Below are 25,643 nucleotides of genomic sequence, written 5' to 3'. Positions count from 1 at the left end.
CGCGGGGGACGCCGTCCACCACCTCAAGGGCAACCCGATCCGTCCCTTTCGCCCACACCTCCTCCCGCGGCTGCGCGATCTGCGACCCGGTGATCGCCGCGGGGTGCCTGGCGGCGGACGGACCCCGGCCGAGCCGCTCCGTGCGGTACGGAGCGCACCGGGCGTACGGATCGAGGCCGGGGTGCGATGAGTTTCCGGCATGCGGCCGGTCCACCCCTCATGACCGACACGACGACGACTCTCGACCTCGGGCCCCAGGCCCGGATCATCGCGCGCCTCGCGGCAGGTGTCCGCGACGAGCAGCTCGCGGACGCGACACCCTGCCCGGGCTGCGCGGTCCGCAACATGCTCGGGCACCTGACCGGCCTCGCCGGCGCCTTCCGGGACGCCGCGCGCAAGGACCTGGTTGCCACCACCGACACCGCTTCGGACGCCGCCGCGCCGGACATCGGCCCCGGCTGGCGCGAGGAACTGCCCAAGGTGCTCGACGAACTCGCCGAGGCCTGGCGCGCCCCGGCCGCCTGGACCGGCATGACCCGCGCGGGCGGCATCGACCTGCCCGGCGCGGTCGCGGGGGCCGTCGCCGCCGACGAGCTGGTGATCCACGGCTGGGACCTGGCCCGTGCCACCGGGCAGGAGTACACGCCCGACCCGGCCGCGCTGCGGGCCTCGCACGACTTCCTGCGGGCGGCCGCCGAGGACCAGGACCGCGGGGGCGGCATCTTCGGCCCCGTGGTGCCCGTCCCGGACGACGCTCCGCTGCTCGACCGGGCGGTCGGACTGAGCGGCCGTGACCCGGGGTGGACGCGGTAGCCGACCCACGGTGGCCGGCTCGCGGCGCCTCACCGCGCCGGGCGTAGACGGTCCCCTGCGGTTGCCGTAGACGGACGTGAACAGGGCGCGTCCGGCGGGACCGAAACGTACCCTCCCCACCATGCCCCTCAGTCTCACCGTCCTCGGCACCGCCTCTCCACACCCGGGGCCGGGCCGCCCCTGCTCCGGCTACCTGCTGCGCGGAGCGGGGGCCGAGGTGTGGGTGGACGCGGGCTTCGGGACGTTCGCGGAGTTGCGCAGGCACACGGATCCCGACCGGCTCACCGCGATCTGGATCTCCCACCTCCACGCCGACCACAGCGCCGATCTCCTCGCCGCCGCCTACGCGCTCGCCTACGGTGGAATGACCCCGCCGGCCCCGATCCCGGTGTACGCGCCGATCGACTGCGCCCGGCGCCTGGCCGGGTTCCTCGGCCGGCCGGACGTACGGTTCCTCAGCGAGTTCCTCGACTTCAGGCCCCTGTTCGACGGGCACACCGTCCGGCACTGGAACCTGCGCCTCACCTCGCGCGCGGTGGCCCACGACACCGAGGCGTACGGGCTGCGCGCCGAGTGCCAGGGGAGCGTCCTCGCGTACTCCGGGGACAGCGGGCCGTGCGACGCGCTCACCGAACTCGCCTTGGGGGCCGACCTGTTCCTGTGTGAGGCGGACCTCGACCGGCATCGCGAAGGCGAACATGAGCAGCAGGTCCATCTGACTCCGGAGGACGCCGGCGAGGCCGCCCGCAAGGCGGGCGTGCGGGAGCTGTACATCACCCACGTCGGGCCCACGCTGACCCGGGAGGCCGCGACCGCCCGCGCCGCCGTCGTCTTCGACGGCCCCACCCGCACCGCACGCGAGGGCGAGACCATCCCCTTCTGACACCTCCCCTCTGACACCTCGCCCTTCTTCCGACACTTCCTTTGTCAGAAGCATTGACGAAACACAGGCGTGCTCCTACCTTCAACGCGTCGTGCTTCGTACGTCATATATGAGACGCGATACGCGAGATCCGAGATCAGATACGCGACATCCGAGAGGCGCGCATGACCTCTGTGCCCACGCCGATCCCCTCCCGCACGCAGTACGTGCTGGAGGAGATCAAACGCCGCATCCTGACCGGGCGGCTGACGCCCGGTCAGGCCCTGGTCGAGACCGAGCTCGCCGCACAGTTCGGGGTCTCCAAGACCCCGGTGCGCGAGGCGCTCAAAACCCTGGCCGGCACCGGCCTGGTCGTCATGAGCCAGTACAAGGGCGTCACGGTGCGCATGGTGGACGCGGACATGGCGCGCGAGGTCTACGACGTCCGGCTGCTCCTCGAACCCGAGGCGCTCAGGCGGGCGGTGCGGCGCGGTGCCTCCCTGGACGCCGCACGGTCCGCGCTGACCAGGGCCGACGATGCGACCGACACCGCCGAACGGTCCCTGGCCAACCGGGAGTTCCACCGTGCCCTGTACCTGCCGTGCGGCAACCCGCTGCTCGGCCGGATGCTCGACGAGGTCCGCGACCAGGCCGCCCTGGTCTCCGCGGTCGCCTGGGCCGCCTCGCCCTCCTGGGAACGGGAGGCAGGCGAGCATCGCGAGATCCTGCGGCTCGCCCTGGCCAAAGACGCGGACGGCGCGGCCCGCGCCCTGCACGCCCACATCGCGTCCTTCGTGCGCCGGGCGTTCCCCGAGACCGACGACGGGGCCCACGAAGGGGTCCAGGCAGAGGAAGGTCAGGAATGAGCAGCGTGGCGTTCGAGACCCAGCGTGCGGCTCTGGCCGACGTGGTGGCCATCCCGGTGACCCCGTTCGCCGAGGACGGCTCCATCGACCAGGACGCCCACCGGGCCCTGCTGCGCCGTCTGCTCGACGGCGGGATCACCACGCTCACCCCGAACGGCAACACCGGCGAGTTCTACGCCCTCACCCCCGAGGAGCGCCGTCTGGTCACGGAGGCGACCATCGAGGAGGCGGGGGATCGTTCCACCATCCTCGTCGGCGTCGGTCACGACGTCCCCACGGCCGTCGCCTCCGCCCGGCACGCCCGTGAGCTGGGCGCGCAGATGGTGATGGTCCACCAGCCCGTCCACCCCTACGTCTCGCAGAGCGGCTGGGTGGACTACCACCGGGCCATCGCCGAGTCGGTGCCCGAGCTGGGCGTCGTCCCGTACATCCGCAACGCGCAGCTGCACGGCGAGCGCCTCGCCGAACTCGCCGACGCCTGCCCGAACGTCGTCGGCGTCAAGTACGCCGTCCCGGACGCCGCCCGCTTCGCGGCCTTCGCGCGGGACGCCGGACTGGAACGCTTCGTCTGGGTCGCCGGCCTCGCCGAGCCGTACGCCCCCTCCTACTTCTCCGCGGGCGCCACCGGCTTCACCTCCGGGCTGGTCAACATCGCCCCGGCCGTTTCGCTGAACATGATCGAAGCGCTTCGATCAGGGGACTATCCGGCCGCGATGAAAGTGTGGGAACAGATCAGGCGGTTCGAGGAGCTGCGCGCCGCGAACGGCTCCGCCAACAACGTCACCATCGTCAAGGAGGCCCTTGCCTCCCTTGGTCTGTGCCGTCGTGAGGTCCGCCCGCCGAGCCGGCCGCTGCCCGAGGGCGAGCGCGCCGAGGTCGCCGCCATAGCTGCCGGATGGTCCATATGAAGCGCTTCGACGATCATGCCGGCGATCGCTTGGACAGCCGCTCCGAAAGCAGTGCCGACGACCGGCCCGTGAAGCGTCCGGAGGAGCTCAGGAGCCACCAGTGGTACGGCACCGACGGCCTGCGCTCCTTCAGCCACCGCGCCCGCACCCGCCAGCTCGGCTACCTCCCCGAGGAACACCTCGGCAAGCCGGTCATCGCGATCCTCAACACCTGGTCCGACATCAACCCCTGCCACGTCCACCTGCGCGACCGCGCCCAGGCCGTGAAGCGGGGCGTGTGGCAGGCGGGCGGTTTCCCGCTGGAGTTCCCGGTCGCCACGCTCAGCGAGACCTTCCAGAAGCCGACCCCGATGCTCTACCGCAACCTCCTCGCCATGGAGACCGAGGAGCTGCTGCGCTCCTATCCGGTCGACGGGGCCGTGCTGATGGGCGGCTGCGACAAGACGACCCCCGCGCTGCTCATGGGCGCGGCGAGCGTCGACCTGCCCACCGTCTTCGTGCCCGCCGGGCCCATGCTGCCGGGGCACTGGCGCAACGAGGTGCTCGGTTCCGGCACCGACATGTGGAAGTACTGGGACGACAAGCGGGCCGGCCTGATCGGCGACTGCGAGATGGCCGAGCTGGAGAACGGCCTCGCCCGCTCGCCGGGCCACTGCATGACGATGGGCACGGCGTCCACGCTGACGGCCGCGGCGGAGGCGCTGGGCGTGACGGTGCCGGGTGCGTCGAGCATCCCGGCCGTGGACTCCGGGCACGATCGGATGGCCGCGTCGTCCGGCATGAGGATCGTGGAACAGGTCCACAAGGGGCGTGTCCTCTCCGAGATCCTCACCCGTGACGCCTTCGAGGACGCGGTGACGACCGTCCTCGGCCTCGGCGGTTCGACGAACGCCGTCATCCACCTCATCGCCATGGCCGGCCGCGCGGGCGTCAGGCTCACCCTCGACGACTTCGACCGCATCGCCCGCACGGTCCCCGTCCTCGCCAACGTCCGCCCCGGCGGCCGGAAGTACCTCATGGAGGACTTCCACTTCGCGGGCGGCCTCCCCGGCTTCCTCTCCCGGATCCCGGACCTGCTCCACCTGGACCGCCCGACCGTCTCGTACGACACCCTGCGCGAGCAGCTCGCCGGCGCCCAGGTCCACCACGACGACGTCATCCGGCTCCGGGACAACCCGGTCGCGGCCGAGGGCGGCGTCGCCGTCCTGCGCGGCAACCTCTGCCCGGACGGCGCCGTCATCAAGCACATCGCGGCCGAGCCGCACCTGCTCAAGCACACCGGGCCCGCGGTCGTCTTCGACGACTACAGGACCATGCAACGGACCATCAACGACCCCGAGTTGGGCATCACCGCCGACACCGTGCTCGTGCTGCGGGGCTCCGGCCCCAAGGGTGGCCCGGGCATGCCCGAGTACGGCATGCTGCCCATCCCCGACCACCTGCTCAAGCAGGGCGTACGGGACATGGTGCGGATCTCCGACGCCCGCATGAGCGGCACGAGTTACGGCGCCTGTGTGCTGCACGTGGCACCCGAGTCGTACGTCGGCGGGCCGCTCGCGCTGGTCCGCACGGGGGACTCGATCACTCTCGACGTCGACGCCCGCGCCCTCCAACTCAACGTGGACGACGAGGAGTTGGAGCGACGCCGGGCGCAGTGGACGCCACCTCCGACCCGGTACGAGCGCGGCTACGGAGCGCTCTACAACGAACAGATCACCCAGGCCGACACCGGTTGCGACTTCGAGTTCCTGGCCCGCCCGGGCAAGGTCGCGGACCCGTACGCGGGCTGACCGAGGCAAGGCCGACAGCAACCACAGCAAGGCCGGCGACGACAGCAAGGACAGCAAGGACGACAGCGCACACCCCTGCACAGAGAGAAAGCGCTTCCCGCACGACGTACCGAGAACGGAGAACAGTCATGGCCCAAGCCGCAGCCGTGGCGAAACCGCCCGCGCCACCCCGGCGGCGCCGTGCCTCCGCCACGCCGCGCAGGCTGCCGTACCTGCTGATCGCGCCGGCGGCCCTGCTGATGCTGGGCTTCATCGCCTACCCGGTCATCAGCGTCTTCTACTACAGCCTGCAGAACTACAACCCCACGAAACCGTGGCGGAACGGCTTCGCGGGCTTCGACAACTTCGTCCACGCCTTCACCGACGACCCGCAGTTCTGGGACACGCTGACCTTCAGCGCCAAGTGGGTCTTCGTCGAGGTCGGACTGCAACTGCTGTTCGGTCTGGCGCTGGCGCTGATCGTCAACCAGACCTTCGTGGGGCGCTCGCTCGGCCGCGCCCTCGTCTTCTCCCCGTGGGCCGTCTCCGGCGTGCTGACCTCCGCGATCTGGGTGCTGCTCTACAACTCCCAGACGGGCATCACCCGTTACCTCGCGGACATGGGCATCGGCGAGTACGGCACCAGCTGGCTGTCGGACACCTCCACCGTCTTCCCGGCGGCGATCGTCGCCGACCTGTGGCGCGGTGTCCCCTTCTTCGCGATCCTGATCCTCGCCGACCTCCAGTCCGTCTCCAAGGACCTGTACGAGGCCGCCGAGGTCGACGGGGCCAGCCGCGTCAAGCAGTTCTGGCACATCACCCTGCCCCACCTGAAGGACGCCATCGTCCTGTCCACGCTGCTGCGCGCGGTGTGGGAGTTCAACAACGTCGACCTGCTCTACACGCTCACCGGCGGCGGCCCGGCGGGGGAGACCACCACCCTCCCGCTCTACATCGCCAACACCAGCGTCGACGCCCACAACTTCGGCTACGCGTCCGCCCTCACCACGGTCGCGTTCGTGATCCTGCTCTTCTGCTCGATGGTCTATCTGCGGCTGAGCAAGTTCGGAGGAGGCGACAAGTGATCACCAAGGAGGCCACCGAGGTCACGCCCGCCCCCGTGCGTGTGCCCACCGCGGCCGACCGGCGACCGTCCCGCCAGAAGCGCGCCTGGGACGAGGCCCCGCGCTGGCAGATCTACCTTCCCCTGGGGATCTACCTGGTCTTCACCCTCGTCCCCTTCTACTGGATCCTGCTCTTCGCGCTCCGCCCGGCCGGCTCGACCTCGCTCGTGCCCTGGCCGATGACCTTCGACCACTTCGAAAAGGTGTGGAACGAGCGGGACTTCGGGATCTACTTCCAGAACAGCCTGATCACCGGCGTGGCGACCCTGCTGCTGACGACCGGCGTCGCCCTGGCCGGCGGCTACGCCCTCGCCCGCTTCGACTTCAGGATCAAGCGCGGGTTCATGCTCGCCCTGCTGTGCACCCAGTTCGTGCCGGGCGCGCTGCTCCTGGTCCCGCTCTTCCAGATCTTCGCCGAGCTGAAGATGATCAACTCGCTGGGCAGCGTCATCATCGCCGAGACGGTCTTCCAGCTGCCCCTGTCGATGATCCTGATCAGCGGCTTCATCCGGAACGTGCCCTACTCCCTGGAGGAGGCCGCCTGGGTCGACGGCTGCAACCGGTTCACCGCCTTCCGCATCGTCGTCCTCCCCCTTCTGCGCCCGGGGCTGATCGCCGTCGGCTCCTTCGCCTTCGTGCACGCCTGGAACCACTTCCTGTTCGCCCTGATGTTCCTGTCCGACCAGACCAAGCAGACGATCCCGGTCGGCCTGAACACCCTGATGAGCGCGGACAGCGTCGACCTGGGCGCGCTGGCCGCGGGCGGCATCATCGCCGCCGTCCCCGTGGTGATCGTCTTCGCCTTCATCCAGAAGTGGCTGATCACCGGGTTCAGCGCAGGGGCGGTGAAGGGATGAGTCTCCGTCGGACAAGACTTCGTCGGATCGCCGTCGCCACCGCGGTGTTGGGGGTTCTCTGCGTCCCCGCGCACGCCGAGGCCCGCGACATCTCCCGCGACACCCTCGCCGCCGACGACGGCTGGGCCGCGTACGGCACCGGCACCACAGGAGGCGCGGCCGCCGACGACGCCCACGTCTACACCGTCACCGACCGCGCCGGACTCGTCCGCGCCCTCGACGGCGGCAGCGACACCCCGAAGATCATCAGGATCGCCGGGACGGTCGACGCCAACGCCGCCGACGACGGCGACCACCTGGACTGCGCGGACTACGCCACCGACGGCTACACCCTGAAGCGGTACCTGTCCGCCTACGACCCCCGCACCTGGGGCTCCGCCAAGCCCAGCGGCCCCCAGGAGGAGGCCCGCCAGGCTTCGGCCGCCAGGCAGGCGGAGCGGATCGTGCTGCCGGTCGGCTCGAACACCACCATCGTGGGCCTGGGCAAGGGGGCCGTCCTCAAGGGCGCGAGCCTCCAGGCCAGGAACGCGGACAACGTCATCCTGCGCAACCTCGACCTGCGTGACGCCTACGACTGCTTCCCCGTCTGGCAGCCCAACACCGGCGGCCTCGGCGACTGGAAGACGGCGTACGACAACATCTGGCTGACCGGCGCGACCCACGTCTGGGTCGACCACATCACCGCGAGCGACAAGGGCCACCCGGACGCCGCCGAGCCCACCTACTTCGCCCGCAACTACCTCCGGCACGACGGCCTGCTCGACATCACAGGCGGCTCCGACCTGGTCACCGTCTCCTGGAGCCGGTTCGCCGACCACGACAAGGCGATGCTCATCGGCAACGGCGACACGGCCACCGGAGACCGCGGCAAGCTCCGGGTGACCCTGCACCACAACCAGTTCGAGTCCGTCGTACAGCGTGCGCCGCGCGTCCGCTTCGGGCAGGTGCACGTGTACGACAACCGGTACGTGGTCCCCGAGGGCGGCGAGTACCGCTACTCGCTCGGCGTGTCGACCGAGTCCGCGATCTACGCGGAGAACAACGCCTTCCACACCCCCGGGCATGTGGAGGTCGCCGACCTGGTCAAGAGCTGGAACGGCACCGCCCTGCACCAGACCGGCACCCTCTTCAACGGCTGGCCCGTCGACCTCCTCGCCATCCACAACGCCTACAACAGCGGCAGCGAGCGTGATCTCACGGCGGACGTCGGCTGGACGCCTACCCTGCACACAAAGATCGACAGCGCCGCGGTGGCCGACCGCGAGGTGGCACGCGGCGCGGGCGCAGGGAGGATCCCATGAGCACCACAGGCACCGCCGTACCCATCGTCCTCGCGGGCGCGCGCGGCCACGGACACTGGCACCTGGACAACATCCGACGGCTCCAGGACAAGGGGATCGTCCACCTGGCGGGCATCTGCGAGCTGACCCCGCTGACCCCGGACGAGATCCCCGAGGGCCTCGCCGCGCCGGAGCAGTCCGCCGACTTCGGCGCGCTCCTCGACTCCACCGGCGCCCGGATCGCCGTCATCTGCACCCCCATCCCGACCCACACCGACCTCGCCCTGACCGCGGCCCGCAAGGGCGTGCACCTGCTCCTGGAGAAGCCGCCCGCGCCGTCCTACGCCGAGTTCCGCCGGATGGCCGACGGGGTCGCGGAGGCCGGCGTGGTCTGCCAGATCGGCTTCCAGTCGCTGGGCTCGCACGCCGTCCCCGCGATCCGCACCCTGATCGAGGACGGTGCGATCGGCGAGGTGGCCGGGGTCGGCGGAGCCGGGGCCTGGGCGCGCGCCCAGGCCTACTACCGGCGGGCGCCCTGGGCGGGCAAGCGGCGGCTGAACGGCGTCGACGTGATCGACGGGGCGCTCACCAACCCGCTCGCGCACGCCGTCGCCACCGCCCTCGCCCTGGCCGGGGCCACCCGCGCCGAGGACGTCACCGGCATCGAGACCGAGCTGGCGCACGCCAACGCCATCGAGTCCGACGACACCTCCTGCGTCCGCGTCACCACGGCCGACGACCGTCAGATCGTCGTCGCGGCCACCCTGTGCGCCGAGGACCCCGACGACCCGTACGTCGTCGTCCACGGCAGCCGCGGCCGGATCACGTACTGGTACAAGCAGGACCGCGTCCTGCTCCAGCGCGCCGACCACGGCCCCGAGGAGTACGACTACGGCCGCACCGACCTGCTGGAGAACCTCGTCGAGCACCTCACCGACGGGGCCGAACTGCTCGTCCCGCCCGCCGCGACCGAGTCGTTCATGCGGGTCGTCGAGGCGATCCGGGTCGCCCCCGACCCGGTCCAGCTGCCCGACGACGCCTGGCGCCTACTGCCCGACGAGGACCGGCGGGTCGTGCCCGGCATCGACGGCCTCGTCGCCGCCGCCGCCGACACCCTCGCCCTCTACTCCGAGCTGGGCGCCCCCTGGGCGTCCACGACCGTGCATCCGAAAGAGGTGAGCACCTGATGACGGCACCCGACACACCGGTCGTCCTGCGCGTCGCGGGCCGCCCGGTCGGCCGCTACGTCACGCGGCCCGAGCTGCCCGCCCGGCTCTCCCCGCGCCCCTTCCTGCACCCCGTCACCACCCTGGCCGGCACGGCGGTCACCGAGCTCAGCCCCGCCGACCACACACACCACCTCGGCGTCGGTGTAGCCGTACCCGACGTCGAGGGGCACAACTTCTGGGGCGGCCGTACCTACGTCCGCGACCAGGGTCCGACCGAGCTCGACAACCACGGCGCCCAGCGCCACGGCTCCTTCCAGCTCCGCGACCCCGACGGCTTCGTCGAGGAGCTGCGCTGGATCGCCGCCGGGGCCGAGCTGCTGCGCGAGCGCCGAACCGTCGCGGCCACCGAACTCACCGACACCGCCTGGGCGTTGGACTTCACCTTCTCCCTCACCAACGTCACGTCCGACGCGCTGTCCATCGGCAGCCCGGCGACGAACGGCCGCTCCGGCGCGGCCTACGGCGGCTTCTTCTGGCGCGCCCGCAAGGAGGACACGGCCCCCGCCGTCTTCACCGCCGACAGCGAGGGCGAGGCGGAGGTCCACGGCGCGCGCGCCGACTGGCTGGCCCTGGCCGGAGGGGGGTCCTCCCGCTCGAGCGGAGTCGCGAGCGGGGGAGGCTGGACGCTCGTCTTCGCGGGCGCCACCGACACCACCCGCCGCGACCCCTGGTTCGTCCGCACCGCCGAGTACCCGGGCGTCGGCTCCTCGCTGGCCCCGGCCGAGCGGCTGCCGATCCCGCCCGGCGAGACGGCCGTACGCCGCGTCGTCACCGTCGTCGCCGACGGCCGCCTGGACCGGGACGAGGCTGCGGCGCTGGTCCGCAAGGCGGTCAGCCAGTGACCCACGAGCAGCACGAGACGTACACGAACCCGATCCTGAACGCCGACTGGTCCGACCCGGACGTGGTCCGCGTCGGCGACGACTTCTATCTCACCGCCTCCAGCTTCGGCCGCGCCCCCGGACTGCCACTGCTGCACTCGCGCGACCTGGTCAACTGGACCCTGGTCGGCCACGCCCTCGAACGCCTGGAACCGGCCGCCGAGTTCAGGACCCCGCGCCACGACTGTGGCGTCTGGGCACCCGCGTTGAGATGGCACGACGACCGCTTCTGGATCTTCTGGGGCGATCCCGACCAGGGCATCTTCCAGGTCAACGCCCCCGAGATCAGGGGCCCTTGGACCCGCCCGCACCTGGTGAAGAAAGGCAAGGGGCTCATCGACCCCTGCCCCCTCTGGGACGACGAGAGGGGCGAGGCCTACCTGGTCCACGCCTGGGCCAAGTCCCGCGCGGGCGTCAAGAACCGGCTCACCGGCCACCGGATGCACCCCGAGGGGACGGCCGTCCTCGACGAGGGCAAAGTGATCGTCGACGGGGACCGCATCCCCGGCTGGTTCACCCTCGAAGGCCCCAAGCTCTACCGGCACGACGGCTGGTTCTGGATCCTCGCGCCCGCCGGGGGAGTGGAGACCGGCTGGCAGGGCGCCTTCCGCTCCCGGGACTTCTTCGGCCCCTACGAGGAGAGGGTCGTCCTGGAACAGCAGGACACCCAGGTCAACGGCCCCCACCAGGGCGGCTGGGTGCGCACCCCGTCCGGCGAGGACTGGTTCCTGCACTTCCAGCAGCGCGGCGCCTACGGCCGGGTCGTTCACCTCCAGCCGATGCGCTGGGGCCATGGGGGCACCTCCCGCTCGAGCGAAGCCGAGAGCGGGGGAGGCTGGCCGGTCCTCGGCGACGAGGGCGCCCCGGTCCTCGAGCACCGGCGGCCCGACCTGCCCGCGCATCCCACCGCCGCGCCCGCCACCGACGACGACTTCCCCGGCGGACGCTTCGGCCGTCAGTGGTCGTGGACGGCCAACCCCCAGGACGGGTGGGCCACCCAGCACTCCGCCGACGGACTGCGCCTGACCTGCGTACGGACGGCCGACGCGCACGACCTGCGCACCCTGGCGAACGTTCTCACCCAGCGGCTGCCCGGCGTCCCGTCCGCCGTCGAGGTGGAGCTGCGGCTGCACAGCGAGGAGCCGGGCGCCCGGGCCGGACTCGCGGTCCTCGGCGACGCCTTCGGCTGGATCGGCCTCCAGCGGGGAGCCGACGGCACCGTCCACCTCGTGCACCGGTTCGCCGAACCGGTCGCCGAGAGGGAACGGGACGCCGCCCACCCACGGCTCGCCCCCGAAGGGCGGGCCCGACTGCGGATCGAGATCGGCGCGGGCGCCCGCTGCCGTTTCGCCTGCGACGTCGGCGACGGCCTGCGCCACTCCGGTCCCGTCTTCGCCGCCACCCCCTGGCGCTGGGTCGGCGCCCTGCTCGGCCTCTTCGCCCTCGCGCCCGTCGGAACCGGGCACGCCGGAGCGGCCACGTTCAGCGAGTTCCGGATCAGACCTCTCTAACTCATCTGTCCTGTACGCCTGTTGGGAGCCGCAATGACGCACTTCCCTAGCAAGCGCTTGCCGAGACCCGGTGTGGTCATGGCGGCCGTCGCCGGCCTGGTGGCGGCGCTCGGACTGGGCGCCGTCGGCGAGGCGAGGGCTGCCGGCAGGCCGACGGCCGCCGTCGCCTCGACCCCGTCGGCGTCCTCGGCGGCCCGCTGGACCGACCGGGCCCATGGCTTCGCCTCCCTCGCCGGCGGCACCACCGGAGGCGCCGGCGGCAAGGTCGTCACCGTCACCGACCAGGCCTCGCTGGCGAAGTACGCCGCCGCCGAGGCGCCCTACGTCATCCGGGTCAAGGGCGCGGTGGCCGTCGAGCCCTTCGGCTCCGACATCGTCGTGACCTCGAACAAGACGATCATCGGCGTCGGCGACACCGGCGAGATCGTCCACGGCGAGCTCCATCTCAACCCCGGCACGCACAACGTGATCATCCGCAACCTGACGATCCGGGACTCCTACGTCGAGGGCGACTGGGACGGCAAGACGACCGACTTCGACGCGATCCAGATGGACACCGTCGACCACGTCTGGATCGACCACAACACCTTCACGCACATGGGCGACGGGCTGCTCGACATCCGCAAGGACAGCCAGTACATCACCGTGTCCTACAACCGGTTCAGCAACCACAACAAGGCGTTCGGCATCGGCTGGACGACCAACGTCCTCACGCAGATCACCATCGACCACAACTGGTTCACGGGCACGAAACAGCGCAATCCCTCGGCGGACAACTGCGCCTACGCCCACCTCTACAACAACTACCTGTCGGCGCAGGTCGCCGACGGGGACCCGGTGTGGACGTACGGGAACTGGTCGCGGGGCCACACCAAGATGGTCATCGAGAACGGCTACTACGACGGCGTCCAGCATCCCTACCAGGCCGACGCGACCGCCGAGCTGGTCGAACGAGGGTCGATCCTGAGGAACACGAGCGGGCGCACCGACGAGTGGGGCGCCGCCTTCGACCCGCGGGAGTTCTACGCGTACCGGCTGGATCCCGCGGCCGCCGTTCCCGCGCTGGTCACCCGGTTCTCGGGGCCGCAAGCGCGGATCGGAGACGCGGTCACCCTGAACGTGCCGGGCGACTACCCGAGCGTCCAGTCCGCCGTCGACGCCGTGCCCGACGGCAACGCCGACGACATCACCATCGCCGTCGCGCCGGGCACGTACCGCGAGAAGGTCTTCATCCCCGCGACAAAGCCGAACGTCCTGTTGCAGGGGACTGGACACGACCGCTCGGACACCGTCATCGTCTACGACACGCCCGCGGCGTACGGCGGTTCGACGGGGAGCGCCACCGTCCGGATCGCCGCGGACGACGTCACGGCCCGCAACCTGACCTTCAGCAACGACTTCGACGAGGCCGCGGTCGAGCTGAACGGCGAGCAGGCCCTCGCCATGAAGACGACCGGCGACCGGATCGTCTTCGAGAACACCGCCTTCCTGGGCAACCAGGACACGTTGATGACGGACAGCCCGAAGCTGACCACCGTCAGCCGGGTGTATGTCCGCGACTCCTACATCGAGGGCGACGTCGACTTCGTCTACGGGCGGGCGACGACCGTCGTCGAGCGGTCGGTGATCCGGCTGCTGAGCCGGGGTTCGGCCACCAACAACGGTTACCTGACGGCCGCTTCGACGTGGACGGGCAACCCGTACGGGTTCCTGATCACCCGGTCGAAGGTCGTGAGCGACGCGCCGGCCGACTCCTTCCACCTGGGACGGCCGTGGCATCCGGGCGGGGAGCCGGAGGCGGTCGCACAGGTGCTGATCCGGGACACCGAACTGCCGGCGGCGGTCAAGTCGTCGCCGTGGACCGACATGAGCGGGTTCTCCTGGCGGGACGCACGGTTCACCGAATACCGCAACTCCGGGCCCGGGGCGGCCATCTCGCCCGACCGGCCGCAGATGGACGACGCCGACGCGCGGACGCACACCGTCGCCGACTACCTCAAGGGCGCGGACGGCTGGGCGCCGTACGCCCGCACCGGCACCACCCACTGACCCCCCACAACTTCATATCTCCGTTGGGATCCAGAAGAGAGAGCCGACCACATGAAGAGCAGCATCCGCAGAAGCAGGCGCGCCGCCCTGGCCGTCGCCCTGGGCTCCGTGCTCGCGCTGACCGCCACCGCGTGTGGTGACGACGGCAGCGGCGCCGCGGGGGACAAGGGGGGCGAGGGTTCCGGCAAGGGTGAGATCACCTTCTGGGACAACAACGGCGGTGTCCGCACCGACATCTGGAAGGAGATCATCGCCGACTTCGAGAAGGCGAACCCGGACATCAAGGTCAACTACGTCGGGGTGCCGGCCGACAGCGTCCAGTCCAAGTACGACACCGCCATCCAGGGCGGCGGTCTGCCCGACGTCGGTGGCGTGGGAACCGCGATGCTCGCCGAGGTCGCCGCGCAGGGCGCCCTCGAACCGCTGGACAGCCGGATCGCGAAGAGCGAGCTGAAGGACCAGCTCAACCAGAAGTTCCTGGAGGGCGTCAAGGCGGCGGGCGTCGACGACAAGACGTACTCGGTGCCGACCTCCGCGAACAACGGCACCCTGTGGTACCGCACCGACCTGTTCCAGCAGGCCGGTCTGGACGCGCCGACCACCTGGACGAAGTTCTACGCGGCAGCCGACAAGCTCACGAACAAGGGCAAGAACGCGTTCGGGTACACCATCCGAGGCGGCGCGGGATCCATCGCCCAGGCACTGGACGCCACGTATGGGCAGAGCGGTCTCACCGACTTCTGGAACGGTGAGAAGACCACGGTCAACGACCCGAAGAACGTGGCCGCGCTGGAGAAGTACGTCGGCCTGTACAAGAAGGACACCCCGTCCGCCGACGTCAACAACGACTTCACCAAGATGGTCGCCCAGTGGGACTCCGGCACCATCGGCATGCTGAGCCACAACCTGGGCTCCTACGGCGACCACCAGAAGGCGCTGGCCGGAAAGTTCAAGGGCATTCCGGCGCCGACCCAGGACGACGGCACACGCGTGCAGGTCTCCAACCCGGTCGACGGGCTCGGGCTGTTCAAGTCCAGCAAGAACAAGACCGCCGCCTGGAAGTTCATCGAGTTCGCCGCGTCGCACGAGGCGAACAGCAAGTGGAACAAGACGGCGGGGCAGGTGCCGGCGAACCTCGAGGCGGCGCAGGACAGTTGGGTTCAGGCGTCCGAGCCGACGAAGCTCGCCGCCGAGGCGCTGGCCGGCACCACCACGAAGATCGTGCAGCTGCCCTACTACCTGCCCGACTGGAACACGATCTCCAAGGCCGACAACGAGCCGAACTTCCAGAAGGTGTTGCTCGGGAAGATGAGCGCGAAGGACTTTCTGGACACGTTGGCAGAGCAGCTGAACGCTGCGCAGGCCGACTGGAAGAAGAACCACAAGTAGCTCGGACGGTTTCGGTTTGTGGGGGACTGCCGGCCGGCTGGGGCTGGTCGCGCAGTTCCCCGCGCCCCCAGGAAATCCACTGAACCCCTGTTGAACTGAACCCCTGTTGAAAGGTGCACCTCGTGTCCCTTACCCGCAGACAGGTCACTTCGGCGGCCCTTGCCGCCATTCCTCTCGGTGTCGCGGCAGCCGTTCCTGCCCAAGCCGGTGATTCTCGGCCCCGCACGCTTTTCATCGCCGGTGATTCCACCGCCGCCCAGAAGTATTCCGACGCCGCTCCCGAGACCGGGTGGGGAATGGCGCTCCCGTTCTTTCTGCACAAGGACCGGCCCGTCGCCAACCACGCCGTGAACGGGCGCAGTTCCAAGAGCTTCGTCGACGAAGGCCGGCTCGACGCCATCCTCGCCGCGATCCGGCCGGGCGACTTGCTGCTGATCCAGTTCGCGCACAACGACGAGAAGACCACCGACCCGACCCGGTACACCGAGCCCTGGACGACGTATCAGGACTACCTGCGGATGTACATCGACGGCGCCCGTGCGAAGGGCGCGCGGCCCGTGCTCGCCACGTCCGTCGAGCGCCGCAGGTTCGACGCCGAGGGGAACGCCCTGCCGACGCACGGTGAGTATCCCGCCGCCATGCGTGCGCTCGCCGAGTCGGAGCGGGTGGCGCTGCTCGACGTCCAGGCCCTGTCGCTCGCGCTGTGGCAGGCGCTCGGGGTCGAGGAGACGAAGACGTACTTCAACTGGACCGAGACCGAGCAGGACAACACGCACTTCAATCCGCCGGGCGCGATCGCCGTGGCGCGGCTCGTGGCACGGGAGCTGCTGCGGACGCGGGTGCTCGCGCCGCGTGACGTCGTCCGGCTGCACGACGAGATCCCCACGTCCTGGATCACCTGGCCCGCGCCCCTTTCGTCAACGCTCTCGTAGAACCGCACCGCCCTTTCATCCGGAGGAGACCCGCACAGTGCGCACACAGATATGTCATGGACGCGCCATAGCTGCCCTGGTGGGGTGCACGGCGCTGGTGCTGTCCGTCACCGGCACGGCGTCCGCCCAGTCCCAGCCCCAGTCCCACCCCCAGTCCCACTCCGCCGCCCGCGACCTCGGCCGGCAGGTTCTGGGCGCGAACGACGGCTGGGCCTCGTACGGGACGGGGACCACGGGCGGGTCGGCCGCCGACGCCGACCACGTGTACACCGTCACCACCTGGGCCGAGTTCAGGGCGGCCCTCGCCGCCGGCGGCAGCGCGCCGAAGATCATCAAGGTGAAGGGCGTCATCGACGCCGTCGCCGAGGGATGCGACGCCTTCGCCGCGCCCGGGTACGACTTCGACGCCTACCTCGCCAAGTACGCGCCGGAGACCTGGGGGCTGGACACCGACCTGAGCGCCGAGCCCGACGACAGCCCGGAGGGGCTGCGGCGCGCCTCCGCCGCCGCACAGGACACGGCCATCAAGGCGAACATCCCCGCCAACACCACCATTGTCGGCATCGGCAGGAACGCCGGGTTCAAGGGTGTCAGCCTGCAGATCAAGGCCGTCGACAACGTGATCATCCGGAACCTTGCCTTCGAGTCGCCCATCGACTGCTTCCCGCAGTGGGACCCGACCGACGGCACGAACGGCAACTGGAACTCCGAGTACGACACCGCCGTCGTGTACGGCTCCACGCATGTCTGGCTGGACCACAACACGTTCACCGACGGGACGCACCCGGACAGTGCCGCGCCGACCTACTTCGGCATGCTCTACCAGCAGCACGACGGCGAGCTGGACATCGTCCGCGGCGCCGACCACGTAACCGCTTCCTGGAACGTCTTCGCCGAGCACGACAAGACGATCCTCATCGGCAACAGCGACAGCGAGTCGACGGCCGCCGGCGACCGGGGCCACCTCAAGGTGACCTTCCACCACAACCAGTTCTCGAACCTGGTCGAGCGCGCACCCCGCGTCCGCTTCGGCCAGGTGGACTCCTACAACAACCACTTCGTCGGCGACGACTCCTTCTCCTACAGCTTCGGCATCGGCAAGGAGTCCCAACTCGTCGCCCAGCACAACGCGTTCACGCTGCCGCAGGGGGTCAGCGCGGCCAAGGTGCTGAAGCGGTGGAGCGTGTCGCCGGTCACCGCCGACGACAACTACGTCAACGGCACGCTCACCGACCTGATCGCCGTGCACAACGCGGAGATCCCCGGCGAGGTCCTGCAGTCCGGCGCGGGCTGGACGCCGACCCTGCGCACCAAGGTCGACCCGGCGCAGGCGGTCCCGCGGATCGTCGACTGCGGCGCGGGCGCCGGACGCCTGGGCTGACCCGGCCGACCCTCCGTGACGACGGCCGGGGCGGCGGCGCCCGTCGCCATCCCGGCCCCCTTCCCTTCCCTTCCTTTCACTCCCCTCTTCCCTTCCCGGCCCCTCCCCGCAGAGCCGCACCGCCGCACCGCGAAGGAGCACCCGCATGCCCTCGCCCCACCTCGGTCAACTCCCCCTCTCCAGAAGGCGGTTCCTCGCCGCGAGCGCCGGCACGGCCGCCGCCCTCGGCCTCGCCGCCCCGCCCGCGCGGGCAGCCGCCGGAAGGCGCCTCCCCTTCGGCCGCTACGGCACCCCCGCCGCCCGCCGCACCCCCCGGACCCTGTACGTCTCCCCGGACGGCCAGGGCGACTTCACCACCGTGCGTGACGCCGTCGCCGCCGCCACCGGCAGCGGCTGGACCCTCGTCCTCGCACCGGGCGTGTACCGGGAAACGGTGGCCGTCGACGTCACCCGCACCGACGCCACCTGGATCGGAGCCTCCGAGGACCCTCAAGACGTCGTCATCGTCTACGACAACGCGGCCGGTACCGCCAAGCCCGGCGGCGGCACCTACGGCACCACCGGGTCGGCCACCACCACCGTGCAGGCCGACGGCTTCACCGCCCGCTGGATCACCTTCGCCAACGACTGGCTGCGCGCCGACCACCCCGACATCACCGGCACCCAGGCCGTCGCCATCAAGGTCCAGGGCGACCGCAGCGCCTTCCACCACTGCCGATTCCTCGGCCACCAGGACACCCTGTACGCCGACTCCATCGCCCTCACCGCCTTCGCCCGGCAGTACTACGCGCACTGCTACGCCGAGGGAGACGTCGACTTCGTCTTCGGCCGGGCGACGGCCGTCTACGAGCACTGCCACTTCCGCACCCTGAACCGCACCGACCTGGCCGCCGCGCCCTACGGCTTCGTCTTCGCCCCCTCGACGGCGGGCGCCAACCCGCTCGGATACCTGGTCACCCGGGGCCGGATCAGCAGCGGGGCCCCGGACGCCTCCTACAAGCTGGCCCGCCCCTGGGTGCCCAGCTCCGACACCACCGCCCGCCCCGGCCTCACCGTCCGCGACACCCGCCTCGACGCCGGGATCGACGCGGTCGCGCCCTACGCCAACATGTCGGCCTCCTTCCCGTGGCAGAACCAGCGGTTCGCCGAGTACCGCAACACCGGCCCGGGAGCGGTGATCTCCGTGCCGGAGAACCGCCCCCAACTGACCGACGAGCAGGCCGGGTCGGCGACCCGCGAGGCCTACCTCGGCGACTGGGAGCCCTGGAAGGGTGAGTGCTGAGATGCTGCGCCGACGCACCCTCCTCGCCGGGATCACGGGCGCTGCCCTGATCACCGCGACTCCCGCCCACGCCCACTCCCGCCGCGTCCTGCACGTCCGCCCCGGCGACTCCCTCCAGGCCGCCGTGGACGCCGTCGACGGCCCCGGCCGGACGATCGTCGTGCACCCGGGAACGTATCGGGAAGTTGTCAACATCCCCGCCAGCAAAGGGGAGTTGACGCTGCGCGGTGCCACCCGCGACCCGCGCGACGCCGTCCTCGTCCACGACAACGCGGGCGGGACGCAGAAGCCCGACGGCTCCGGCACCTACGGCACGGCCGGCTCCGCCACCTTCACCTCCTTGGCGCCCGGCCTCACCGTCCGCGACCTCACCCTCGCCAACGACTGGCTGCGCGCCGACCACCCGGAGATCACCGGCACCCAGGCGGTGGCCGCCTACGTCACCGGCGACCGCACGCACTTCGAGAACGTCCGGCTCCTGGCCCACCAGGACACCCTCTTCGCGGACACCACCGCGCTGGACGCCTTCGACCGGCAGTACTTCCACCGCTGCTACATCGAGGGCGACGTCGACTTCGTCTTCGGGCGGGGCCGGGCCGTCTTCGACGCCTGCCACTTCCACACCCTCCAGCGGGACGTGACCTTCACCCCCAAGGGCATGGTCTTCGCCCCCGCCACCGCCCGCGCCAACCCCTACGGCTTCCTCGCCCTCCGGGGCCGGATCACCTCCGGCGCCGAGGACGCGGCGTACAAGATCGCCCGGCCCTGGGTGCCGTCGTACGAGACGACCGCCTGGCCCTCGCTGGTCGTGCGGGACACCTGGATCGGTCCCGGCATCGACGCGGTGACCCCGTACACCAACATGCGCGACGCCTACCCCTGGCAGACCATGCGTTTCCGCGAGTACGGCAACTCCGGTCCGGGCGCGGTGATCTCGGTACCGGAGAACCGGCCGCAACTGACCGCCGAGGAGGCCGGCGCACACACCCGGCGGACGTATCTCGGGGACTGGAGGCCGTATGGGCGCCCGTGATCCGGCGGTGGGACGGCGGGCGTTCGTGGTCGGGACCGGGGCCGCGCTCCTGGCCGGGGGAGCCGCCACGGCAGACGCGCAGGCTGCCACCGCCGATGCACGGGCAGCCGTCGTGGACGGGCCGCTGCCCGACTTCCACCCCGCCCTCAAGGCCGAGCTGACCTTTCCTCTGGCCTGGGGAAACTCCCCCCTCCGCGACTTTTGCGCCTGGCGCCGGGCCGCCCGCGCCAAGGTCGAGGAGCTGTTGGTCGTCGGGCGGGAGGAACGCACCCCGTACGCCCCCGACTTCACCGACCGACGCCAACAGGACGGCTACACCAGTGAGTTGGTGACCCTCTCCCTCACCCACCACGAACGCGTCCGGGCCGCCCTCCTCACCCCGGACGGCCCCGGTCCCTTCCCGGCCGTGCTGCTCCTGCACGACCACGGGGCGAAGTTCGACATCGGTAAGGAGAAGCTGGTCCGGCCCTGGTACGACGACACCCGCCTCGCCTCCGCACAGGCCTGGTCGCAGAGGTACTTCAGCGGACGGTTCGTCGGCGACGAACTGGCCCGTCGGGGATACGTGGTGCTGTGCGCGGACGCCCTCGGCTGGGGCGACCGCGGCCCTCTCGCCTACGACCAGCAGCAGGCCCTCGCCTCCAACTTCTTCAACCTCGGCTCCTCGCTCGCCGGACTCATGGCCCGCGAGGACGCCCGGGCCGCAGGCTTCCTGGCCGGCCTCGACCGGGTGGACGCAAGGCGGGTCGCGGCCGTCGGGTTCTCCATGGGTGCGTTCCGCGCCTGGCAGGCGGCCGCGCTCAGCGACGACCTCGCCGCCGCGGCGGCCGTCTGCTGGATGACCGGCCTCAAGGAAATGATGGTGCCCGGCAACAACACCCTGCGCGGGCAGTCCTCGTACTACATGTTGCACCCCGGGCTTCCCCGGTTCCTCGACTTCCCCGACGTGGCGAGCATCGCCGCACCCAGGCCGATGCTGTTCTTCAGTGGCGGGCTCGACCCGCTGTTCCCCGCCGACGGCGTCCGCGCGGCCCACGACAGGCTGCGCACCGTCTGGCGGTCCCGTCACGCCGAGGAGCGGTTGCACCTGAAGACCTGGCCCGACCTCGGCCATGTCTTCGTCGACCGCATGCAGGACGAGGTCTTCACCTGGCTGGACCACGTCCTGTGACCCCTCCCCATCCCCATGAACGACGGAAAGGACCCGCACTCCATGTCTCGTCGTACCGCTCTCACGGCCCTCGCGGCCCTGTCCCTGGGCGCCGGACTCGCCGTCGCCCTGCCCACCCAGGCGCAGGCCGCCACCGTGGTCGTCAGCAACTCCACCGACCTGTCCAACGCCATCAAGAACGCCACCGCCGGCACCGTCATCCAGGTCCGCGGCGGCACCTACTACCCGACGGCCACCCTCCAGTCCACGGCCAACGGCACCTCCTCCTCGCCCGTCACCCTCACGGCGTACGGCTCGGAGACGGTGAAGATCGACGGCTCGTCGCTCCCCGACGGCGACTGGATCTTCAAACTGACCGCCGACTACTGGAACGTCTCCAACATCACCTTCCAGAACTCCCCGGACAGCGCGGTCGTCTGCCAGTCCTGCACCGGCACCAACTGGAACAACATCAAGACCATCAACGGCGGCGACTCCGGCTTCACCCTCACCGGCGACGGCACGGTCAACAACACCGTCAAGAACATCGACAGCTACGGCAACTACGACGCCGCCAATCACGGCGAGAACGCCGACGGGGTCGCCGTGAAGTTCGGCTCGGGCACCGGAAACCTCATCACCGGAGCCCGCCTGTACAACAACTCGGACGACGGGATCGACTTCTGGTCCTTCTCCTCGCCCGTCACCATCGAGCACACCTGGTCCTTCGGAAACGGCGTCAACCGCTGGTCCGACTCGGCCTTCGCGGGCGACGGCAACGGCTACAAGCTGGGCGGCGACGGCGAGGTCGTCGCGCACGTCGTCAACAACTCGGCCGCCTGGGGAAACGCCGGAAACGGTTTCACCGAGAACTCCAACACCGGCGCGATCGTCATCAACCGCACCACCGCCTACGCCAACAGCAAGTGGGGTTACTACTTCGCCACCAGCTCCGCCAAGCTCGGCAAGAACCTCGCGGTGAGCAACGGCGGCGGCGCCGTCAACAAGGGCTCGAAGGTCACCTCGTCCGGCAACAACTGGGACTCCGGCATCTCCACGCCCGCCTTCAGGTCCACGGACGCGAGCAGCACGTACAACGCCCGTAGCTCCAGCGGCACCCTGCCCGCCACCACGTTCCTGACGACCGGCTCGACGACCATCGGGGCGACGATGGACTGAGCCGCGGCTGACCCATCCGGGCGCTTGACCCGTTTTTTGCCCGCCGAACGGGTATCGATCGGGCAACGGGTCTCGCGCTCGACCGCGTGACGCGCGTAGAAAACGTGTCATGCATAAGTCACTGCGCATCGCGGCCGTCAGCGCCGCCTGTGCCGTCGCTGCCGGCGCCCTCTACGGCGCCGGTGCGGCGACGGCCGGCCAGTCCACGGCCAACTCCACCCACGAGCCCTACAACATCGGGCTCCTGGTGAAGGACATCGACACCTACTACGGCACCGCGCCGGACGCGAACGGCGTGTACCAGGCGTCGCCGACCAGCCCGTACGCCAAGGACCTCGCGAGCATCGACAAGGCCGCGAAGAAGTACATCGACCAGGCCGCCCGCAAGGCGGTCAAGAAGGGCGAGAAGCCCGCGGTCGTCTTCGACATCGACGACACGCTGCTGCTCAGCCTCGACTACGAGAAGAGGACCAACTACACGTACAACTCGACCACGTGGGCCGAGTACGTGGCGAAGGCGAACCGTCCGGCGGTCTTCGGCAGCCCCGAGCTGGTGCGGTACGCCGAGGCCAAGGGCGTCGAGGTCTTCTACAACTCGGGCCTGAAGGAGTCGCAGCGCGCCTCGGCCGTGGAGAACCTGAAGAAGGTCGGCGCCGACGTGAACCTCGACGCCGCCCACATCTTCCTCAAGGACGCGGCCAACCCGCCGTCCTACCTCAGCGCCTGCGCGACCCCGGGCACCTGGAACTGCACGACCGTGCAGTACAAGTCCGGCACGCGCAAGCACATCGAGGACGACCTCGGATACGAGATCGTCGCCAACTTCGGCGACCAGTACTCGGACCTCGAAGGCGGCTACGCCGACAAGAGGTACAAGCTCCCGAACCCGACGTACTTCGTCAGCTGACGCACCGTCATCGCCCGTTGCTCTGGACGGGCTCGATCGACTGCAGGGTCGGCACCACCGGCTCGATGGCGCCGTCCGCGGCGAACCTCAGGCGGTCGATCGTCGTCTCGCGGTGCATGCCGTCGCCGCCCGGACGGCCGGGGCCGTTCAGCGCGAACCGGTGGTAGACGATGTACCACTCGTCGGTGCCGGGCACGTTCACCACGGAGTGGTGGCCGGTGGCGAGGATGCCGTACTCGGGACGCTTGGACAGGATCGTCCCCCGCTTGGTCCACGGGCCGAGCGGGGACGGTCCCGTCGCGTACGCCACGTGGTAGTTCTCGCTGCGGGTGTCGTCCTCGGACCACATGAAGTAGTACGTGCCGCCACGCTTGACCACGAAGGACCCCTCGCGGAAGTTCTCCGGGGTGATGTCCTTCACCTTCGCCGGGTCGAACGACACCATGTCGTCGTTCAGCGGCACGACGTACCCGTGCCCGTTGCCCCAGTAGAGATACGACTGTCCGTCGTCGTCCGTGAAGACCGCCGGGTCGATCATCTGACCGCTCCAGGCGCCCCCCTTCGCCACCAGCGGCTTGCCCAGCGCGTCCTTGAAGGGACCGGCGGGGGAGTCGGCGACCGCGACCCCTATCTGCTGCTCGGCACAGAAGTAGAAGTAGTACTTGCCGTCGCGCTCGGCGATCGCCGGGGCCCACGCGTACTGGTCCGCCCATGACACGTCCGGGCCCAGGTCCAGGACGACCCCGTGGTCCTTCCAGCGGACCAGGTCCTTGGAGGAGTACGCCTTGAAGCGCGTCCCGCTCCAGCCCTGGAAGCCGTCGGTCGTCGGATAGATCCAGTACTCGCCGTTCAGGTAGTGCACGTCCGGGTCGGCGTTGAGGCCGGGCAGCGTCGGGCTGCCCGTGCGCACGGCCTCCACGGTCCAGGTGCGGCGCGTCCCGTCCGCGGCCGTGACGGTGTACGTCTGCGGCGCGCGGAAGTCGCGGCGCGTGCCGGAGCGCGGGGTCACGGACGCGCCCTCACCCACCCACAGCTTGGGGGCGAGGCCGCGCGGATCGGCCCCGGGCTCCATCGGCAGGACGACCTTCGAGGCCGACTCGGTGACGATCGCGTACCCCTTCTGGCCCTTCGCCGTCGCGTCCACGATCGAGGTCGGGGTGCTCGGGTACGCCGCCAGCAGCCGGTCGTATTCCTTCTGTGTCACCGGCAGCACCGTGCCGTGCCGGGGGCTCGCCGGGAGCTGGTAGTCCGTCGACATGGTCCAGCGGCCCGAGTCGAGGTCGGTCGTCTCGAAGGGGACGTAGCCGCGGGCGCCGTACTCGTCGATGAACAGGTACCACTTCTCCTCGGTGTTGGACTTGAAGACCGTCGGCCCCTCGCCCCGGCTGATCGAGCCGCTGCCGATGCAGTCGGAGACGAAGTCGTACTTCGTCGACGTCAGGCTCGTCGACTTCTCGCCGGTGATGAACTTCGAGCAGGGCGAGCTGGAGGACGGGTCGCGCTCGTCCTTCGTGTAGCGGTAGTAGCTGTCCTTGTACTTCACGACCGTGGAGTCGATGACCGAGTAGCCCGGGTCGTCCCAGACCTTGGGCTCGCTGAAGGTACGGAAGTCCTTCGTCGTCGCGTACAGCATCTTGTTGTACGTCGATCCGGTGTGCCCGGGGTCGTCGTCGGCGTACAGCTTGGACGCCCAGAAGACGACGTACTCGCCGAGGCTGTCGTCCCAGTAGGCCTCCGGCGCCCAGGTGTTGCCCGCGTTGTCCGGGGCCACCTTCACCAGCCGCTGGTCGGTCCAGTGGACCAGGTCGGTCGACTCCCAGATCATGATCGACTTACTGCCGTGGCGCTGGACGTCGTCCCAACTGCCGCTGCTGTTCTGGTACATGCGCAGGTCGGTGGCGATGAGGAAGAACTTGTCGCCCTTGGGGGAGCGGATCACGAACGGGTCACGCAGGCCCTTCTCGCCGACGGTCGAGGTGAGGACCGGGCTCCCGCCGTTCAACTCCCGCCAGTGCAACGGGTCGTTGCCCCGGCTGAGGGCGTAGCGGATCTGTTCGCCGTCGGCCGTTCCCTCGCCGGTGAAGTAGGCGAAGAGGTAGCCGGCGTACTTCGGGTGGTTCACGGGCGGGGCTCCGGAGGTGGTGGCCGCCGCCGTACCGGGCGGGGCGGTCAGAAAGGTGAGGAAGAGGGCCAGGAGCAGTGTGCGGACGATAGCCAGGCGGCGCATGACACTTCCTGTGT

Annotated in this window: 21 protein-coding genes; 20 read left to right on the top strand and 1 reads right to left on the bottom strand. The window is 70.2% G+C overall.

Annotation, left to right across the window (positions count from 1 at the left end; translation table 11 throughout):
• Window positions 1–219 precede the first annotated feature (219 nt).
• The 20 genes from OG289_RS13370 to OG289_RS13275 all read left to right on the top strand — a co-directional run bounded on the left by OG289_RS13370 (window position 220) and on the right by OG289_RS13275 (window position 23,402).
• Window positions 220–813: a TIGR03086 family metal-binding protein gene (locus OG289_RS13370; RefSeq protein WP_327314228.1), complete on the top strand. Its 594-nt coding sequence runs from the start codon at window positions 220–222 to the stop codon at window positions 811–813.
• Window positions 814–934: 121 nt separating this feature from the next.
• Entirely contained in the window at window positions 935–1,696 is a 762-nt protein-coding gene (locus OG289_RS13365; RefSeq protein WP_327314227.1) for an MBL fold metallo-hydrolase, read from the top strand.
• Between the two features lie 164 nt (window positions 1,697–1,860).
• Window positions 1,861–2,541 carry a GntR family transcriptional regulator gene (locus OG289_RS13360; protein ID WP_327314226.1) on the top strand — a complete coding sequence of 227 codons (681 nt, stop codon included), beginning with the start codon at window positions 1,861–1,863 and terminating at the stop codon, window positions 2,539–2,541.
• Complete coding sequence (locus OG289_RS13355; RefSeq protein WP_327314225.1) at window positions 2,538–3,449, top strand: dihydrodipicolinate synthase family protein; 912 nt, start codon at window positions 2,538–2,540, stop codon at window positions 3,447–3,449. Before OG289_RS13360 ends, OG289_RS13355 begins: the two co-directional genes overlap by 4 nt.
• 68 nt (window positions 3,450–3,517) lie before the next feature.
• Window positions 3,518–5,239: an L-arabinonate dehydratase gene (gene araD, locus OG289_RS13350; protein ID WP_327314224.1), complete on the top strand. Its 1,722-nt coding sequence runs from the start codon at window positions 3,518–3,520 to the stop codon at window positions 5,237–5,239.
• Window positions 5,240–5,367: 128 nt separating this feature from the next.
• Entirely contained in the window at window positions 5,368–6,303 is a 936-nt protein-coding gene (locus OG289_RS13345) for a carbohydrate ABC transporter permease (protein ID WP_327314223.1), read from the top strand.
• Complete coding sequence (locus tag OG289_RS13340) at window positions 6,300–7,199, top strand: carbohydrate ABC transporter permease (protein ID WP_327314222.1); 900 nt, start codon at window positions 6,300–6,302, stop codon at window positions 7,197–7,199. The genes OG289_RS13345 and OG289_RS13340 overlap by 4 nt, the downstream gene beginning before the upstream one ends.
• Window positions 7,196–8,500 (top strand): pectate lyase family protein, encoded by a 1,305-nt coding sequence (locus OG289_RS13335; RefSeq protein ID WP_327314221.1) that lies wholly within the window; start codon window positions 7,196–7,198, stop codon window positions 8,498–8,500. The genes OG289_RS13340 and OG289_RS13335 overlap by 4 nt, the downstream gene beginning before the upstream one ends.
• Window positions 8,497–9,666, top strand: coding sequence for a Gfo/Idh/MocA family protein (locus OG289_RS13330; protein WP_327314220.1), 1,170 nt, complete (start codon window positions 8,497–8,499; stop codon window positions 9,664–9,666). The genes OG289_RS13335 and OG289_RS13330 overlap by 4 nt, the downstream gene beginning before the upstream one ends.
• A complete protein-coding gene (locus OG289_RS13325; protein ID WP_327314219.1) occupies window positions 9,666–10,550 on the top strand; it encodes a PmoA family protein in 885 nt (294 codons plus the stop codon). Before OG289_RS13330 ends, OG289_RS13325 begins: the two co-directional genes overlap by 1 nt.
• A complete protein-coding gene (locus tag OG289_RS13320; protein ID WP_327314218.1) occupies window positions 10,547–12,100 on the top strand; it encodes a glycoside hydrolase family 43 protein in 1,554 nt (517 codons plus the stop codon). Before OG289_RS13325 ends, OG289_RS13320 begins: the two co-directional genes overlap by 4 nt.
• 33 nt (window positions 12,101–12,133) lie before the next feature.
• Window positions 12,134–14,149, top strand: a complete 2,016-nt coding sequence (locus OG289_RS13315) for a pectinesterase family protein (protein WP_442818896.1) — start codon at window positions 12,134–12,136, stop codon at window positions 14,147–14,149.
• Between the two features lie 51 nt (window positions 14,150–14,200).
• The gene (locus OG289_RS13310) at window positions 14,201–15,538 is read left to right on the top strand and encodes an ABC transporter substrate-binding protein (protein WP_327314216.1); all 1,338 of its coding nucleotides are present in this window, start codon (window positions 14,201–14,203) and stop codon (window positions 15,536–15,538) included.
• 122 nt (window positions 15,539–15,660) lie between these two features.
• Window positions 15,661–16,470, top strand: coding sequence for a rhamnogalacturonan acetylesterase (locus OG289_RS13305; RefSeq protein ID WP_327314215.1), 810 nt, complete (start codon window positions 15,661–15,663; stop codon window positions 16,468–16,470).
• 37 nt (window positions 16,471–16,507) lie between these two features.
• Window positions 16,508–17,851, top strand: a complete 1,344-nt coding sequence (locus OG289_RS13300; protein ID WP_327314214.1) for a pectate lyase family protein — start codon at window positions 16,508–16,510, stop codon at window positions 17,849–17,851.
• A gap of 145 nt (window positions 17,852–17,996) precedes the next feature.
• Window positions 17,997–19,133 (top strand): pectinesterase family protein, encoded by a 1,137-nt coding sequence (locus tag OG289_RS13295; RefSeq protein ID WP_327314213.1) that lies wholly within the window; start codon window positions 17,997–17,999, stop codon window positions 19,131–19,133.
• Between the two features lie 4 nt (window positions 19,134–19,137).
• A complete protein-coding gene (locus OG289_RS13290; protein ID WP_327320664.1) occupies window positions 19,138–20,166 on the top strand; it encodes a pectinesterase family protein in 1,029 nt (342 codons plus the stop codon).
• Complete coding sequence (locus tag OG289_RS13285) at window positions 20,153–21,337, top strand: dienelactone hydrolase family protein (RefSeq protein WP_327314212.1); 1,185 nt, start codon at window positions 20,153–20,155, stop codon at window positions 21,335–21,337. Before OG289_RS13290 ends, OG289_RS13285 begins: the two co-directional genes overlap by 14 nt.
• A 42-nt stretch (window positions 21,338–21,379) precedes the next feature.
• Window positions 21,380–22,495 carry a right-handed parallel beta-helix repeat-containing protein gene (locus tag OG289_RS13280; protein ID WP_327314211.1) on the top strand — a complete coding sequence of 372 codons (1,116 nt, stop codon included), beginning with the start codon at window positions 21,380–21,382 and terminating at the stop codon, window positions 22,493–22,495.
• 109 nt (window positions 22,496–22,604) lie between these two features.
• Complete coding sequence (locus OG289_RS13275; protein WP_327314210.1) at window positions 22,605–23,402, top strand: HAD family acid phosphatase; 798 nt, start codon at window positions 22,605–22,607, stop codon at window positions 23,400–23,402.
• 7 nt (window positions 23,403–23,409) lie between these two features.
• Here the strand turns inward: OG289_RS13275 and OG289_RS13270 are convergent, their stop codons facing one another.
• Window positions 23,410–25,629 (bottom strand): family 43 glycosylhydrolase, encoded by a 2,220-nt coding sequence (locus OG289_RS13270; protein WP_327314209.1) that lies wholly within the window; start codon window positions 25,627–25,629, stop codon window positions 23,410–23,412.
• Between the last annotated feature and the right edge of the window lie 14 nt (window positions 25,630–25,643).

The sequence above is a fragment of the Streptomyces sp. NBC_01235 genome, assembly GCF_035989285.1.
In the GTDB taxonomy this organism is placed as follows: Bacteria; Actinomycetota; Actinomycetes; order Streptomycetales; family Streptomycetaceae; genus Streptomyces.
Note: the sequence above shows the minus strand (reverse complement) of the source record. Positions and strands in the feature narration are given on the sequence as shown.